Here is a 14,977-nt window from a genome sequence, read left to right as displayed (position 1 = left end):
GGTAAAGTCCGCGCGCTTGCGGTCATGCGTGTGAGCTGCGGTTTTGTTCAGCGCGAACTTGACCCCCGGCCACCGGCACTGTAGGCGAAGCCCTGCCGACGCGACCGAGGGGAACGAACCGAAAACCGGCCGGAGAAGTGCAAAGCAGGGGGTGCGGTACCCGTGCTCGGCGAACTCGGCCGCCGGTCCGGACGCTGGTGCCGGGGTGGTGTAGGTGGTTTTTGCCGTACGCCCGAGCGCGGGTTGATCGTCATGGATGTGAGAACTGGTGGCCCGTTGTCACATCCATGACCAACCGTCTAGCTGTTGCACGCCGAGTTCAGCGCGGTGAAGTCCTTGGTGGTCTGCGGAATCGTCTGGCTCATCCCCAGGGTGTCGCCGTTGGAGTAGTCCGTCGCGAACGTGTCCCAGCTGCCCGCCAGGTTCTGGATCGCGCTCTGCACCGTCGGGTCGGTGGCCATGGCCGCGTCGGCGTTCAGCTTGGTCGCCAGGTCGTGGTCGGCCTGGATCTCGATGTCCTTGTCGTTGGTGCCGGCCGGGTTCGACTTGTTGAAGGCGCTCACGTCCGCTATGGCCTGGGTGCAGCCGGCTTTGGCGCCGGCCGGGCTCGGTGGGCCGCTGCTTGTTGTGGCGGACGTCGTCGGGTTCTGCGAGCCGTCGCTGTTCGGCACGTTCCCGGACACCGCCGGGGCGGTCGGCGTCGTCGCGGTGGTCGGGCCGGTGCCCGAGGTTGTCGACGTCGACGTGCCCGGGCCGGCCTGCGGCGATTTGGAAGAGTGCATCAGCTGGGTGACGCCGAACGTCGCCAGGGCACTGATCGCCACCACCGCCAGTACGCCGAGGGCGATCTTCAGGCCGTTGCCGTTGCGTGGCGGCGGGCCCAGCGTCGGATTGGCCAGATACGGCGTCGGGTTCGGCGGGTAGGACGGCGAACCCTGCGCACTGGCCTGGTCCGTCAGCGCGCGGGTCGGCGGGATGAACGGCGTGGGCGGCGTCGGGATGGACGCGATGGTGACCGCCGGGCTCGCGCCGGTGGGCGCGGTCCCGTTCAGCATCGCCAGCGCGGCCTGTACTGTCGGCCGCTGCGCCGGGTTCTTCGCCAGCAGTCCGGCCAGCAGCGCCGTCAGCCGCTCGGCGTTCTTCGGCGGTGCCGGCTGCTCGAACAACACCGCGGTCATCGTCGCGGTGGGGGAGTCGCGGCGGAAGGGCGAGACGCCCTCCACCGCCTGGTAGAGCGTGACGCCCAGGGAGAACAGGTCCGAGGCCGGACCGGCCTCCTCGGCGCGCGCCCGCTCCGGCGCCAGGTACTCCGCCGAGCCGACGACAGCGCCGGTCATCGTCAGCGAGGTGTCGTTCTCGTAGCGGGCGATGCCGAAGTCGGTGAGCAGCACCCGGCCGTCCTCGGCGAGCAGGACGTTCGCCGGCTTCACGTCGCGGTGGATGATCCCGGCGGCGTGCGCGGCGTCCAGGGCGCGCAGCATCGTGTCGGCCACCTTCGCGGTGTTCGCCACGCTCAGCGGGCCGTGCTCGCGCAGGTGCTCGTCCAGCGACATGCCGGAGACCAGCTGCATCACGATCCACGGCGCGTCGTCGTCGATCACCACGTCGTGCACGGTCACGATGCCCGGCTGGTCCCGCAGCCGCGCGGTGTTGCGGGCCTCGCGCTCGGCCCGCCGCAACCGCTCGGCCAGCTGCTCCTCGGAGAGCATGAACGGCAGCGACACCTCTTTGATCGCCACGTCGATGCCCAGCGTCTGGTCGTGGGCCCGCCACACGCGGCCCATGCCTCCGGCGCCCAATCGGTCGACCAGACGGTACCGGCCGCCGACCAGGCGGCCGGGTTGAGACTTGTCGGTCATGATCTGTATCCCCCACAAGATCGCCCGGGTCGACTGTGATTCCGACTTCGGACAGACTACGGAAGCGGGGTAATGATCACATCCGCCGAAGTACTCAGGAAGGGTTGCGTCTATGTCCTATCCCGACCCGCGCTACTTCGCCGACACCGGCGAGGTTAGCGCCACGTTCCGCCCGGCCGACGCCGAGCCCGAGATCGCCTTCGCCTCCGGCGGCACCTGCAGCCTACTGTCCACCTCGGACAGCTCCGACGGTTTGTACGGGCTCTACCGGTGGGACTTCGCCGCCGCACCGAGTGGTCCGGGTACTCACTTCCACAAGACGATGAGCGAGGCGTTCTTCATCCTGCAGGGCGCGGTGCGCCTGTTCAACGGCGAGAAGTGGGTGGAGGCGACGCCCGGCGACTACCTGTTCGTCCCGCCCGGCGGGCTCCATGCGTTCCGCAACGAGTCCGGCCAGACGGCCTCAATGCTGCTGCTGTTCGCCCCCGGCGCGCCGCGTGAGAACTACTTCCGCGGGTTGGTGGACCGGATGCAGGACACCATGGGGCAGGCGTTCTTCCTGGAGCACGACCAGTACAACGTGCAGGACTGAACGTGCGGGACTGAATCTGCCGTAGGCGTGTCGATCCGCCGCCGTCCCCGTTCGACCTATGGGTGAACGGGCCCGGACGGGGCCCGGAGGAATCGCTAGGAGACCGACCGTGAAGTACATGCTGATCTTCCGCGCCGACGACACGGCGCTGGCGTCGATGGGCCAGACCGACTTCGGCAAGATGATCGAGACCGTCGGGAAGTTCAACGACGAGCTGATCCGCGCCGGGGTGCTGCTGGCCGCCGAGGGGCTGGCCGAGCCGGACGACGGCGTGGTCGTCGACTACTCCGCCGAGCCGCCGATCGTCACCGACGGCCCCTACGGGGAGACCAAGGAGCTGTTCAACGGCTTCTACATCCTCAACGTGGCCTCGAAGGAGGAGGCCGTGGAGTGGGCCAAGCGCTCGCCGATCACCGGGCCCGGGTTCAAGGCCGAGATCCGGCGGGTGACCTCGATCGACGAGATGCCGCAGGACAACGAGTGGATCAAGAAGGAGCGGGCGTGGCGCGAGGCCACCGGGCAGCTCTGAGTGCGGCTCTGAGCGGGCTGGCTGGGCTGGGTTCGGGTTCGCGCGCGGGGCGGGGCTCGCGCGCGAACCGGGCCGATCGCGGACGCCTGGCTGGTGGGAACCGGAGCCGGCCGTGACCGACCCGCCGCTGACCGAGCCGGTCGCGCCGGAACCGGCAGGCCGTGCCGCCGTGGCAGCGGTCTGGCACATAGAGTCCGCCCGCATCGTCGGCGCGCTGGCCCGCTACACCGGTGACTTCGCGCTGGCCGAGGACGTGGCGCAGGAGGCCCTCGCCGAGGCGCTGGTCACCTGGTCGCGCGAGGGCGTCCCGCGCCATCCGGCCGGCTGGCTGCTCGCCGTCGGCCGCCGCCGCGCGATCGACCACTTCCGTCGGCACGCGGTCCAGGACCGCAAGTACGCGGTCCTGGCCCAGGAGTTGGGCGAGGGCGGCGTGGCCACCGGCGGTGCGCCGAATGACCCGGCGCGCGACGGCGCGGAGGTGCTGTGGGATCCGGACCAGATCGATGACGATCTGCTGGCCCTGATGTTCGTCTCCTGCCATCCGGTCCTGTCCCGCGAAGCCCGGGTGGCCCTGACCCTGCGCGTGGTGGGCGGGCTGACCAGCGACGAGATCGCCCGCGCGTTCCTGGTGCCGACCGCGACCGTGCAGGCCCGCATCACCCGCGCGAAGAAGGCGCTGGCCGCGGCCGGGGTTCCGTTCGAGGTCCCGCCGCCGCAGGAGCGTTCCGAGCGGCTGGGCTCGGTCCTGACCGTGGTCTACCTGATCTTCACCGAGGGCTCCTCGGCCAGTGCCGGCGACGCGCTGATCCGGCAGGACCTGGCCAGTGAGGCGCAACGCTTCGCCCGCATGCTGACCCGCCTGATGCCGGACGAACCGGAGACCCACGGCCTGTTGGCCCTGCTGGAACTGACGGCTGCCCGCTTCCCGGCCCGCGTCGCCCCGGACGGTGAGCCGGTCCTGTTGGCCGACCAGGACCGCCGCCTGTGGGACCACGCCGCGATCCTGCGCGGTCGCGCGGCGCTGGCTCAGGCCCGCCGCGGCGAGCGCGGGGTGGGGGCGTATGGCCTGCAGGCGATGATCGCCGAATGCCACGCGGTCGCGACGTCGGTCGAGGACACGGACTGGGAGCGCATCATCACCCTTTACGACGCCCTCGGCCGCCTGACCCCGTCCCCGGTCGTAGAGCTCAACCGCGCGGTCGCGGTCTCGATGGCGCGCGGACCCGCCGCCGCGCTGGCGCTCGTGGACGAGTTGGAAGGCCCGTTGGCGAACTCGTATCTGCTGTCGAGCGTGCGCGGCGAACTGCTGATCCGGCTGGAGCGCTTCGAACAGGCGCGTGTGGAGTTGGAGCAGGCGATCAAGCTGTGTGGGAACGAGCGGGAGCGCGCGGTGCTGGCGGGCAAGCTCGCCGCTCTCGACGCGTAGCGCCTAAACCCGTCGCAGTACCCTGAGCGATCCGGTCACCGACTCCTCCACGAAGTCGCCCGACTCCAGCGCCCGCAGGTAGACGCGATACGGCGCTTGACCGCCGTCCGCCGGGTCCGGGAACACGTCGTGGATGACCAGCACGCCGTCCGGCGCCACGTGGTGGGCCCAGCCCTCGTAGTCGCCCCGCGCGTGTTCGTCGGTGTGGCCGCCGTCGATGAAGACCAGGCCGACCGGGGTGTTCCAGAGCCGCGCCACGACCGGGGAACGGCCGACGATCGCGACCACCCGGTCCTCGACGCCGGCCGCGTGCAGGGTGCGGCGCATGGTGGGCAGGGTGTCCATCAGGCCCACTTCGGGGTCGACCAGCTCCGGGTCGTGGTACTCCCAGCCCGGCTGCTGCTCCTCCGAGCCGCGGTGGTGGTCGACGGTGACCACCACCCGGTCCGCGGTGGCGGCGGCCGCGGCCAGGTAGATCGTGGACTTGCCGCAGTACGTGCCGATCTCCAGCAGGTCGCCGATCTTCGCGGCGCGCTCGGCCGCCTCGTACAGGGCCAGGCCCTCGGCGGGCGGCATGAAGCCGGGGGCGGCTTCGGCGGCGGCGCGCAGCTTTTGATCCATGGCGTCACTCTATCTTCCGGATAACTGGAACGTGTTCTACTATCCGCCACGTGGCTTCAGTGACCGCCGGAATCGGCTCCATAGGGATCACCAGTGAGCACCGCGACCTCGCCGAGGCGGTCAGGGGGTGGTTGGCCCGGGCGGTGCCGCCGGCCGTCGTGCGCGCCGCGCTGGACGCCGAGCAGGAGGAACGGCCCGCGTTCTGGGCCGAACTCGCCAAGCAGGGGCTGCTCGGCAACCATCTCCCCGAGGACGTCGGCGGCGCGGACGCCGGGCTGCTGACGCTGGCCGTCGCGCTGGAGGAGACCGGCCGCGCGGCCACCCCGGGACCGTTCCTGCCGACGGCGATCGCGAGCGTCTTCCTGGCCGGCAGCGGCGGGAAGGCCAACGCCGACGTGGTCCGCGGCATCGCCGACGGCAGCACGACGGTGGCGGTCGCGGTGGATCCCGGCGCGCTCCTCGCCGAACCCGTGAACGGCGGCTACACCCTCGACGGCTCGGTAGAACCGGTTATCGGTGCGGCGCTCGCCGACTGGCTGCTGCTCACCGCCCGCCGGTCCGACGGCTCCGACATCCAGGCGCTCGTCCCGGCCGCGGAGCTGGATATCAGTCCCCTGGTCTCGCTGGATCGGACCCGGCGGGTGGCGAAGGTCGGCGCCGAGGGCGTCTTCGTCCCGCGCGACCGCGTCATCATCGGCACCACGGGCAGCCTCGGCCGGACCGCGGCGTTGCTCGCCTCAGCCGAAGCGGTCGGCATCGCGGACTGGTGTACTCGCACCGCCGCCGAGTACGCCAAGGTCCGGGTCCAGTTCGGCAAGCCGATCGGACAGTTCCAGGGCGTCAAACACCGCTGCGCGAACATGGTCGCGCGGATGGAGCAAGCCCGCAGCGCGGTCTGGGACGCCGCCTTCGTCGCCGGATCCGGTAGCGCCGCGCAAGACGTGGATACGGCGCAAGCCGCCGAGCTCCCGATCGCCCTGGCCGCCGCCCTGGCCCTGGAAGCCGCCGTCGAATGCGCCAAGGACTGCGTCCAGGTCCTCGGCGGCATCGGCTTCACCTGGGAGCACGACGCCCACGTCTACCTCCGCAGGGCCCTGACCCTGCGCCAAGTCCACGGCCCCACCAGCGGCTGGCTGGCCCGCGTCGCCGAACTCACCGCCGCCGGCCGCCGCCGCGAACTCAAGGTCGAGCTCCCCGCGGAAGCCGACGCCTACCGCACCGCCGCCCGCGAAGCCTTCGCGGCCGTCCAAGACCTGACGCCCGCCGAGCAGCGCAAGGCGCTCGCCGCCACCGGCTATGCCGCTCCCTACCTCTCCAAGCCCTACGGCCTGTCGGCCGGTCCGGTCGAGCAGATCGTCATCGCGCAGGAGCAGGCGGCCGCGAAGGTGAAGCTGCCGGACCTGATCATCGGCAACTGGGTGGTCCCGACACTGGTCAAATACGGCACCGACGAGCAGCGCGAGCGGTTCGCGGCGCCGACCCTGCGCGGGGAGGTCATCTGGTGCCAGCTGTTCAGCGAACCCGGGGCCGGCTCCGACCTGGCCGCGCTGACCACCCGCGCCACCCGGGCCGAGGGCGGCTGGCGGCTCGACGGGCAGAAGGTCTGGACGTCGGTGGCGAACTTCGCGCAGTGGGCGATCTGCATCGCGCGTACGAGCCCTGACAAGCCCAAACACGAGGGCATCACCTACTTCCTGGTCGACATGAAGTCGCCCGGCGTGGACGTCCGGCCGCTGCGCGAGATCACCGGCCAGTCGATGTTCAACGAGGTGTTCCTGGACGGCGTGTTCGTCCCGGACGATCTGGTGGTCGGCGAGGTGGACGGCGGCTGGCCGCTGGCCCGCAACACCCTGGGCAACGAGCGCGTCTCGCTGGCCTCCGGCCCGGTCCTGGGCGGCTCGCTGGAGGGCCTGCTCAGCTCGGTCGCCGTGCGCGAGGAGCTGGATCCGGTGCTGGCCCAACGGCTCGGCGGGCTGATCTGCCAAGGCCAGTCCGCCGCACTGCTGGGCCTGCGCACCACGCTGCGTCAGCTCTCCGGGATGGAGCAGGGGCCCGAGGCCAGCATCAGGAAGCTGATCTCGATGAAGCTCGCTCAGGACGTCGCCGAACTCGGCTTGGAGCTGCTCGGCGCCGCCGGAGCCACCGAGGCGTCGGGCCCGGCGGCCGGCTGGACCCAGGCCTTCCTGTCCAGCCGATGCCTGACCATCGCCGGCGGCACTACCGAAGTGCAGCTCAACGTGATCGGCGAACGGATCCTCGGCCTGCCCCGCGACTAAGACGGAACTCTCATTAAGGGGATACGACAGTGAACAAGGTCTACGTCGTCGGCGTCGGCATGACGAAGTTCGAGAAGCCCGAGACCCGGCAGTGGCGCTACTTCGACATGGCCCGAGAGGCCGGCACCGCGGCGCTGGCCGATGCCGGCGTGCGCTACGAACAGATCGAGCAGGTGGCCGCCGGCTACGTCTTCGGCCCCTCGACCTGCGGGCAGCGCGCCGCCTACGAGCTCGGCCTGACCGGCGTGCCGGTCTACAACGTCAACAACAACTGCGCCACCGGCTCCACCGCGCTGATGATGGCCGCGCAGTGGGTGGCCGGCGGGCTCAACGACTGCGTGCTGGCGCTGGGCTTCGAGCAGATGAAGAAGGGCGCCCTCGGCGGCGGCGTGAACAACGACGACTTCGCCGCCTCACCGGTGGCCCGGCACTACACGCTGATGGCCGATCTGCACGGCTTCGAGCCCACGCCGCCGACCGCGCAGATCTTCGGCGACGCCGCGCGCGAGCACATGGACAAGTACGGCACCACGGCCGAACAGCTGGCGATGGTCGCCGCCAAGAACCACCGGCACTCGGTCCACAACCCGAACGCCCAGTTCCAGGACGAGTACTCGGTCCAGGACATCCTGGACGCCAAGGAGATCCACCGGCCGCTGACCAAGCTCCAGTGCTCGCCGACCTCCGACGGCTCGGCGGCGGCGGTCGTGGTCAGCGAGCGATTCGTCGATCAGCACGGCCTGGCGGATCAGGCTGTTGAGATCGTGGCCCAGGCCATGACCACCGACACCGCCGAGGCCTTCGACACCCGCAGCTGTATCGACGTCGTCGGCCGCCCGATGAGCCGGGACGCGGCGCACAAGGTCTACGACGCCTCCGGCCTCGGCCCGGAGGACCTGGACCTGATCGAACTGCACGACTGCTTCTCCATCAACGAGCTCATCACCTACGAGGCACTGGGCCTGTGCGGGGAGGGCGAGGGCGGCAAGCTGGTCGCCGACGGCGCCACCACCTACGGCGGCCGCTGGGTGGTGAACCCCTCCGGCGGCCTGATCTCCAAGGGCCACCCGCTCGGCGCCACCGGCCTGGCTCAGTGCGCTGAGATCAACTGGCACCTGCGCGGCCAGGCTGGCGCGCGCCAGGTCGAGGGCGCGCGTGTCGGACTGGCGCACAATGTCGGGCTCGGCGGCGCGGCGGTGGTGACGCTGTACCGGAAGGCCTGAGCGGTCACGGGCTGGAGGCCCCCACCACCACGAATACGAGCAGGATCATGCACACCAGCCAGGCCGCGAATATGAGCCACTTGACCGGGACCGGCAACGACGGACGCCGGTAAGCCGGGACGGCTGTCGAGTAGGGCGGCGGGTACACCGTCGGATAGTACGGCTGCTGCGGGACCCGGACCCGGACCGGGGCCGGGGCCGGGTAGGGAATTGGCATCTGCGCTTGCTGCTGAGGGCCGAGCATCAGCCTCGGCCCCAGCTGCATGAAGGACCCGGCGGCGGCCGGCTCGCCGCCTGCCAGGAACGGCGGTGGACCCGAGGGCTGCGGCGCCGGGGCCGGATACGGCCGCGGCACCCCGACGGCCTTCGGCGCGGCGTCGATCGGCCGCGGCCGCTCCCACTCCGGCAGCGGCTCGGCGCCCGGTGCCAGCATCGCGATCAGATCCCGGTCGCGCGGCCGGTCGACGGGATCGGCGGCCAGGCAGCGCTGGATGACGGCCCGCAGTTCCGCGGGCACGTCCGTCAGATCAGGGGCCTGGTTCACCGTGCGCAGTAGCAGCGTCGCGGCTGATCCGGTGCCGTACGGGCCTCGGCCGGTGGCGGCGAACGTCAGCAGGGCGCCGAGCGAGAACACGTCCGCCTCCGGCCCGGTGTGCCGGCCCTCGGCCTGCTCCGGCGCCATATAGCCGGCCGATCCCATGATGAACCCGGACTCGGTCAGCTCGGCCAGCGCGTCCGAGCGGATGACGCCGAAGTCGATCAGCCGCGGGCCGTCGGCGGCCAGCAGCACGTTGCCCGGTTTCACGTCCCGGTGCACCAGCCCGACGCGGTGCAGGTCGGCCAGCGCCTCGGCCAGACCGGCCCCCAGTTTGCGGACCTCGGGCAACGGCAACGGCCCGGCGTCGATGACGCGCTCGCGCAGCGAGGGGCCCTCGATGTAGGCCGAGGCCAGCCACGGCCGCGCGGCGTCCGGGTCGGCGTCCAGCACCCCGGCGGTGAAGGCGCCCGAGACCCGGCGCGCGGCGTCGATCTCGCGCCGGAACCGGGCCCGGAACTCCTCGTCGTCGGCCACTTCCGGCCGCACCAGCTTGATCGCCGCCAGCCGCCCGCTCGGCGACCGCCCGAGGTAGACCACCCCCATGCCGCCGGATCCGATGCGGCTGCGGATCTCGAACGGGCCCAGCCGATCGGGGTCCCCCGGTTGTAACTCTCGCATCGCTTGATTCCCCCGCCCCCCGCGAAACGCACTGCGTCTCATCACGCTATCAGCGCGCTGATAGGGGCAGGACCCTCCGTCGTCCCGTTCCGCGCTTAGGTTCCCATGGCCGCCAACAACTTCTCGTCGGTCTCGCCCAGCACCATCGCCACCGCGCCCAGCGCGCACGCCTGTGGCCCCAGCGCCCCGACCTGGATCGTCATCGCGTCGCCGGCCAGCGGGAGCGAGGCCGCGGCGGCCGCCTCGCGCAGCGGGCCCATCAGCAACTCGCCGGCGGCGGACAGGGCGCCGCCGATGATGACGCTCTGCGGGTTGAGGATGTTGCCGAGCATGCCGACCGCGCGGCCGGCCATGGTCCCGGCATCCGACAGGGCCCTGATACAGCCGCGGTCGCCCTGCCAGGCCATGGTGATGACGTTGCGCAGGGTCAGGCGGTCGCCGTAGGTGGGTTCCAGCGCGCGCATCACGACCGAGAGCCCCACGAACGTCTCCAGGCAGCCGCGGTTGCCGCACCGGCACAGCGGCCCGGTGGCGTCCACCACCAGGTGCCCGATCTCCCCGGCGCCGCCGTTGACGCCGCGGGCCAGTTGTCCGTTGGAGACGAAGGCGCCGCCGACCCCGCCGTGCAGCTTCATGTAGACGAACTCATCGAGTCCGCGCGCCGCGCCCCAGCGCCGCTCGGCCAGTGCGCCGAGCTTGGTGTCGCCGTCGGCCAGGACCGGCAGGTTCAGCCGGCCGGCGAGTTCGACGGCCACCGGGATGCCGGCCCAGGGCGAGGGCATGCCCGAGGCGGGGACGCCGCGCTTGGTGTCGAAGGGCCCTGGCACGCTCACCCCGACGCCGAGGATCCGGCTGGGATCGGTGCCGGCCTCCTCGATGGCGCCGCGCACCAGATCGGCGGCGACGTCGAAGCCGGTCCCCGGGTCGTAGCCGACCGGCAGCCGCACCGATTTCGCGATCCGCACGGCATGCGCCACGTTCGCGATGATCACGTGCACGTGCCGGTACCCGAAGTCGACGCCGATCGCCTCGCCGCTGGCCGGGTTCAGCATCACCGCCGCCCCGGGCCGTCCGGCCCCGCCGCCGGCCGGCGTCAGCTTCGCCTCCAGTTCCACCACCAGGTCGTCGGCGACCAGCGCGGCGATGATCCCGGAGACCGTCGAGCGGGACAGGCCGACGTGCCGGGCTATGTCGGCGCGGCTCATCGTCCCGCGCTCACGCAGCAGCCGCACCACGGCCAGTCGGCTGCGGTCGGCCCGGGACTCCCGCACAGGCGTCCTCATGTTCTGAAGGATGCTGCGATGGACCGCGATTAGTCAAGGACCAAACAAATAGGGGGGTTGCGGGGGTGGTTAGTTCGGTGGAATTTGTTCGCGCATCACGGAATCGCAACATGCTTGACGCCTCCATTTCGTCGCCCCTACGTTTCCGGCAACACCGCCCCGCCTTGAAACCCCGCCTTAATAACGACAGGTCCCTCACTCGAGTTGATGAAAGAAGGCTGATCATGGGCGCACGCTCGCACCGGTCCGTCACGGCGGTCGCCGCCGTCGGACTGGCCTCCGGCCTGGCACTGGCCGGCTGCTCCTCCAGTTCCTCCAAGCCGTCGGCGGGCTCCTCGAACTCCTCGGCGGCCACCTCCGCCTCGGGTTCGGCGTCCGGTTCGGCCCCCGGCGGCGGCACGGCCTCCGGTCCGGCGCTGCCGGACCTGTCCGGCAAGTCGATCCAGGTGCTGGCCGAGTGGTCCGGCACCGAGCAGCAGGACTTCCAGAAGGTGATCGACGCCTTCACGGCCAAGACCCACGCCAAGGTCAGCTACCAGGGTGCGGGCGACCAGACGGTCACCGTGCTGCAGAGCAAGATCGCCGGTGGCGGCGCCCCGGACGTGGCGCTGATAGCCGCCCCCGGCGCGATCACCGACCTGGCCAAGGCCGGCAAGCTCACCCCGCTGTCGGCCGACGTGCAGTCCACCATCGACGCCAACTTCGATCCGGGCTGGAAGAAGCTCGGCACGATCGACGGCAAGTCCTACTCGATCATGTTCAAGGCCGCGGACAAGGGCACCTTCTGGTACAACACCGCCGCCTTCCAGCAGGCCGGCATCCAGCCGCCGACCGACTGGGCCGGGTTCCTCAAGGACTGCCAGGCCCTGTCCGACGCAGGCATCACCCCGGTGTCCGTCGGCGGCGCGGACGGCTGGACCCTGGCCGACTGGTTCCAGAACGTCTACCTGTCGCAGGCCGGACCGGACATGTACGACAAGCTCTCGCACCACCAGATCCCGTGGACGGATCCCAGCGTCAAGCAGGCGCTGACGACTCTCGGCCAGCTCTTCGGCAACGACCAGTTCCTGGCCGGCGGCAAGTCCGGGGCGTTGCAGACCTCGTTCAACGACTCGGTCACCAACACCTTCAAGACCCCGCCCAAGGCGGCGATGGTGTTCGAGGGCGACTTCTCCTCCTCGGTGATCACCAGCACCACCTCGGCGAAGCTGGGCACCGACGCCAAGTTCTTCCCGTTCCCGGCCGCCGGTTCCACCGCGAACTTCGTGCAGGGCTCCGGGGACGCGGCGGTCGCGCTGAACAACAACCCGGCCACGATGGCCTTCATCCAGTACCTGGCCTCCCCGGAAGCCGGGTCGATCTGGGCCCAGGCCGGCGGATTCCTCTCGCCGAACAAGAACGTCCCGGCCTCGGCCTACCCCGACGACATCACCCGCGCCGAGGCGGCCCAGCTGACCCAGGCCGGGCCGAACTTCCGGTTCAGCCTGGACGACCTGTCCCCGGCCGGATTCGGCGGCACCAAGGGCGCCGGCGAGTGGGGTGACCTGCAGTACTTCCTCGGCCACCCGACCGACGTGGACGGCACCGCCGCGAAGCTGGAAGCCGACGCCGCCAAGGTGACGTGGTCCTGAGCATGGACGAGCCCCTGTCCGCCGCACCCGCCGCCGGGGCCGCCCCGGCGGCGGGCCCGCCGGCCCCGAGCGCCGCCGGTCCCGTGCCGCACCTGTATTCGCCGGCCGGCCACGGTCGCAGCCCACTGCGAATCCCGGTCCGGGTGCGGGCCGGGTTCCTGATCCCGGCCGCGGTCATCCTGGCCGCCATCATCATCTGGCCGGCCGTCGACTCGGTCTGGCTGAGCCTGCACAACCACGACGGCTCCAAGTGGGTCGGCCTGCACAACTACAAGACGATGTTCACCGACTCCGCGACGCTCACGGCGCTGAAGAACAACGTCATCTGGGTGGTGTGCGCCCCGACCATCGCCTGCGCGCTGGGCCTGATGTTCGCCCTGCTGGCCGAGAAGATCCGGTGGTCGACCGCGTTCAAGGCGGTCATCTTCATGCCGATGGCCATCTCGTTCCTGGCCGCCGGCGTCATCTTCGAGCTGGTCTACCAGCAGGACCCGAACCAGGGCGTGGCCAACGCGGTCGCGGTCGGGATCCACGACACGTTCGCGAAGTCCTCGCAGTACCCCGGCGCGCGGCCCCGGCCGAACGAGGGCACCGCCGCTACCGGCGGTTCCTTCAACACGGTGCAGACCTACCAGGCCGGTTCGGTCGTCACCGTGCCGCTGGTCGGCATCCAGGCCGCCTCGTTGCCCGGCAAGGCGGCGCAGGCCGCGGCACCGACCGCGGCGCCGGCCCCGGACCAGATCGAGGGCACCGTCTGGCTGGACCTCATCTACGGCGGCGGCGGCAAGCCGGGCAGCATCGACCCCGGCAAGAAGGGCATGCCCGGGATCTCGGTCAAGGCGGTCGACGTCGCGACCGGGAAGAGCGCCGGATCGGCGTCCGCGCACGACGACGGCACCTTCACCATCAAAGGCCTCAAACCCGGCGACAGCTATCGGCTGGAGCTTCCGGGCAGCAACTTCGCCCAGCCCTACCGGGGGATCCAGTGGCTGGGGCCGAGCTTGGTGACGCCCGCGATCATTGCCTCGTATCTGTGGATCTGGGCCGGGTTCGCGATGGTGCTGATCGCCGCCGGCCTGGCGTCGATCCCGCGGGAGTTGCAGGAGGCCGCGCGGGTCGACGGCGCCAACGAGAGACAGATCTTCTGGCGGGTGACGGTGCCGCTGCTGGCGCCGGTGCTGCTGGTCGTGCTGGTGACCCAGGTCATCAACGTGCTGAAGGTCTTCGACCTGGTCTACGTCATCGCACCCGGATCCACGCTGCCGAACGCGAACGTTCTGGCCGTCCAGATGTGGAACGTGTCCTTCGGCGGCGGCCAGGACCAGGGCCTGGGCAGTGCGATGGGCGTGTTCCTGTACGCGCTGGTGCTGCCGGCCATGTACTTCAACATCCGCCGTCTGCGCAGAGAGAAGAAGGAGGGGGGACGATGAGCGTCACGCGCCCCGTCGCCGTGCCCGGCCGGGTCCCCGCCGGCACCCGCGTCGCCAAGCGCCTCACCGGCGGCGCGTGGTACCTCGTCGTCCTGCTGATCGGCGTCATCTGGCTGATCCCGACGCTCGGGCTGTTCATCAGCTCCCTGCGGAAGGCCTCGGACATCAGCGACAGCGGCTGGTGGACGGTGTTCACGCATCCGGCGCAGATCACCTTCAAGGACTACTCGAACCTGTTCGCCAACAAGGGGATCATCCAGTCGCTGTGGAACACGGTGATGATCACCGTGCCGGCCACCGTGCTGGTGGTGTTCCTCGGCGCGCTGGCCGCCTACGCCTTCGCCTGGATCGACTTCCGGGGCCGGGACTGGCTGTTCGTGGTCGTGGTCGGGCTGATGGTGGTGCCGATCCAGGTGGCCCTGCTGCCGGTGGCCGCGCTCTACCGGAACCTGCACATCTTCGGCACCATCCTCGGCGTGGTGATGTTCCACGTCGGCTTCGGGCTGCCGTTCGCCATCTACCTGCTGCGCAACTTCTTCGCGGCGATCCCGCGCGAGCTGTTGGAGGCCACGCGGATGGAGGGCGGCAGCGAGTGGACGATCTTCCGCAAGGTGATCGTGCCGCTGGGGCTGCCGGCCATCGCCTCGCTGGCCATCTTCCAGTTCCTGTGGGTGTGGAACGACCTGTTGGTGGCGTTGGTGTTCTCGAACGCGAAGACGCAGCCGCTGACCGTGGCGCTGCAGTCCAACATGCGCCAGTTCGGCAGCAACATCGACATCCTCGCGCCCGGCGCGTTCCTGTCGCTGTCGGTGCCCCTCGTGGTGTTCTTCGCTTTCCAGCGATACTTCGTCCAAGGGCTCATGGCGGGCTCGGTCAAGGGCTAACCCCTCC

Annotated in this window: 12 protein-coding genes; 8 read left to right on the top strand and 4 right to left on the bottom strand. The window is 70.6% G+C overall.

Going from position 1 to position 14,977, the window contains the following annotated elements; all coding sequences use genetic code 11:
- Window positions 1-299 precede the first annotated feature (299 nt).
- The gene (locus KGQ19_RS41745) at window positions 300-1,859 is read right to left on the bottom strand and encodes a serine/threonine-protein kinase (protein WP_212019893.1); all 1,560 of its coding nucleotides are present in this window, start codon (window positions 1,857-1,859) and stop codon (window positions 300-302) included.
- Window positions 1,860-1,971: 112 nt separating this feature from the next.
- Between KGQ19_RS41745 and KGQ19_RS41740 the strand changes: the two genes are divergently transcribed.
- From KGQ19_RS41740 to KGQ19_RS41730, 3 genes are all read left to right on the top strand, one after another.
- Window positions 1,972-2,451 (top strand): cupin domain-containing protein, encoded by a 480-nt coding sequence (locus KGQ19_RS41740; RefSeq protein WP_212019891.1) that lies wholly within the window; start codon window positions 1,972-1,974, stop codon window positions 2,449-2,451.
- Window positions 2,452-2,560: 109 nt separating this feature from the next.
- On the top strand, window positions 2,561-2,980 hold the full coding sequence (locus KGQ19_RS41735) for a YciI family protein (protein WP_212019889.1): 420 nt from the start codon (window positions 2,561-2,563) through the stop codon (window positions 2,978-2,980).
- A 112-nt stretch (window positions 2,981-3,092) separates the two neighbouring features.
- Window positions 3,093-4,406 carry an RNA polymerase sigma factor gene (locus KGQ19_RS41730; RefSeq protein WP_307856674.1) on the top strand — a complete coding sequence of 438 codons (1,314 nt, stop codon included), beginning with the start codon at window positions 3,093-3,095 and terminating at the stop codon, window positions 4,404-4,406.
- A gap of 3 nt (window positions 4,407-4,409) precedes the next feature.
- Here the strand turns inward: KGQ19_RS41730 and KGQ19_RS41725 are convergent, their stop codons facing one another.
- On the bottom strand, window positions 4,410-5,027 hold the full coding sequence (locus KGQ19_RS41725; RefSeq protein WP_212019887.1) for a class I SAM-dependent methyltransferase: 618 nt from the start codon (window positions 5,025-5,027) through the stop codon (window positions 4,410-4,412).
- A gap of 50 nt (window positions 5,028-5,077) precedes the next feature.
- On the opposite strand from KGQ19_RS41725, the gene KGQ19_RS41720 reads away from it, so the two are divergent.
- Entirely contained in the window at window positions 5,078-7,303 is a 2,226-nt protein-coding gene (locus KGQ19_RS41720) for an acyl-CoA dehydrogenase family protein (protein ID WP_307856673.1), read from the top strand.
- Window positions 7,304-7,332: 29 nt separating this feature from the next.
- Window positions 7,333-8,526 (top strand): lipid-transfer protein, encoded by a 1,194-nt coding sequence (locus tag KGQ19_RS41715; protein ID WP_212019885.1) that lies wholly within the window; start codon window positions 7,333-7,335, stop codon window positions 8,524-8,526.
- 4 nt (window positions 8,527-8,530) lie between these two features.
- Here KGQ19_RS41715 and KGQ19_RS41710 read toward each other — a convergent pair whose 3' ends face one another.
- Window positions 8,531-9,742: a serine/threonine-protein kinase gene (locus tag KGQ19_RS41710; protein ID WP_212019883.1), complete on the bottom strand. Its 1,212-nt coding sequence runs from the start codon at window positions 9,740-9,742 to the stop codon at window positions 8,531-8,533.
- A gap of 95 nt (window positions 9,743-9,837) precedes the next feature.
- Entirely contained in the window at window positions 9,838-11,025 is a 1,188-nt protein-coding gene (locus tag KGQ19_RS41705) for an ROK family transcriptional regulator (protein ID WP_212019881.1), read from the bottom strand.
- Between the two features lie 224 nt (window positions 11,026-11,249).
- Here KGQ19_RS41705 and KGQ19_RS41700 point away from each other — a divergent pair, with 224 nt between their 5' ends.
- From KGQ19_RS41700 to KGQ19_RS41690, 3 genes are read left to right on the top strand one after another with little or no spacing between them, the layout of a single operon-like run.
- On the top strand, window positions 11,250-12,656 hold the full coding sequence (locus tag KGQ19_RS41700; protein WP_212019879.1) for an ABC transporter substrate-binding protein: 1,407 nt from the start codon (window positions 11,250-11,252) through the stop codon (window positions 12,654-12,656).
- A 2-nt stretch (window positions 12,657-12,658) separates the two neighbouring features.
- Window positions 12,659-14,086 (top strand): ABC transporter permease subunit, encoded by a 1,428-nt coding sequence (locus KGQ19_RS41695; RefSeq protein ID WP_212019877.1) that lies wholly within the window; start codon window positions 12,659-12,661, stop codon window positions 14,084-14,086.
- A complete protein-coding gene (locus tag KGQ19_RS41690; protein ID WP_212019875.1) occupies window positions 14,083-14,970 on the top strand; it encodes a carbohydrate ABC transporter permease in 888 nt (295 codons plus the stop codon). Before KGQ19_RS41695 ends, KGQ19_RS41690 begins: the two co-directional genes overlap by 4 nt.
- The last annotated feature ends 7 nt before the right edge of the window (window positions 14,971-14,977 follow it).

The sequence above is a fragment of the Catenulispora pinistramenti genome (assembly GCF_018274385.1).
GTDB lineage: Bacteria > Actinomycetota > Actinomycetes > Streptomycetales > Catenulisporaceae > Catenulispora > Catenulispora pinistramenti.
Note: the sequence above shows the minus strand (reverse complement) of the source record. Positions and strands in the feature narration are given on the sequence as shown.

Excerpts from the sequence above, each read along its gene's own strand:
- KGQ19_RS41745 (WP_212019893.1), bottom strand. The coding sequence starts at position 1,859 with ATGACCGACAAGTCTCAACCCGGCCGCCTGGTCGGCGGCCGGTACCGT.
- KGQ19_RS41700 (WP_212019879.1), top strand. The coding sequence starts at position 11,250 with ATGGGCGCACGCTCGCACCGGTCCGTCACGGCGGTCGCCGCCGTCGGA.
- KGQ19_RS41690 (WP_212019875.1), top strand. The coding sequence starts at position 14,083 with ATGAGCGTCACGCGCCCCGTCGCCGTGCCCGGCCGGGTCCCCGCCGGC.
- KGQ19_RS41695 (WP_212019877.1), top strand. The coding sequence starts at position 12,659 with ATGGACGAGCCCCTGTCCGCCGCACCCGCCGCCGGGGCCGCCCCGGCG.
- KGQ19_RS41725 (WP_212019887.1), bottom strand. The coding sequence starts at position 5,027 with ATGGATCAAAAGCTGCGCGCCGCCGCCGAAGCCGCCCCCGGCTTCATG.
- KGQ19_RS41740 (WP_212019891.1), top strand. The coding sequence starts at position 1,972 with ATGTCCTATCCCGACCCGCGCTACTTCGCCGACACCGGCGAGGTTAGC.
- KGQ19_RS41710 (WP_212019883.1), bottom strand. The coding sequence starts at position 9,742 with ATGCGAGAGTTACAACCGGGGGACCCCGATCGGCTGGGCCCGTTCGAG.
- KGQ19_RS41705 (WP_212019881.1), bottom strand. The coding sequence starts at position 11,025 with ATGAGGACGCCTGTGCGGGAGTCCCGGGCCGACCGCAGCCGACTGGCC.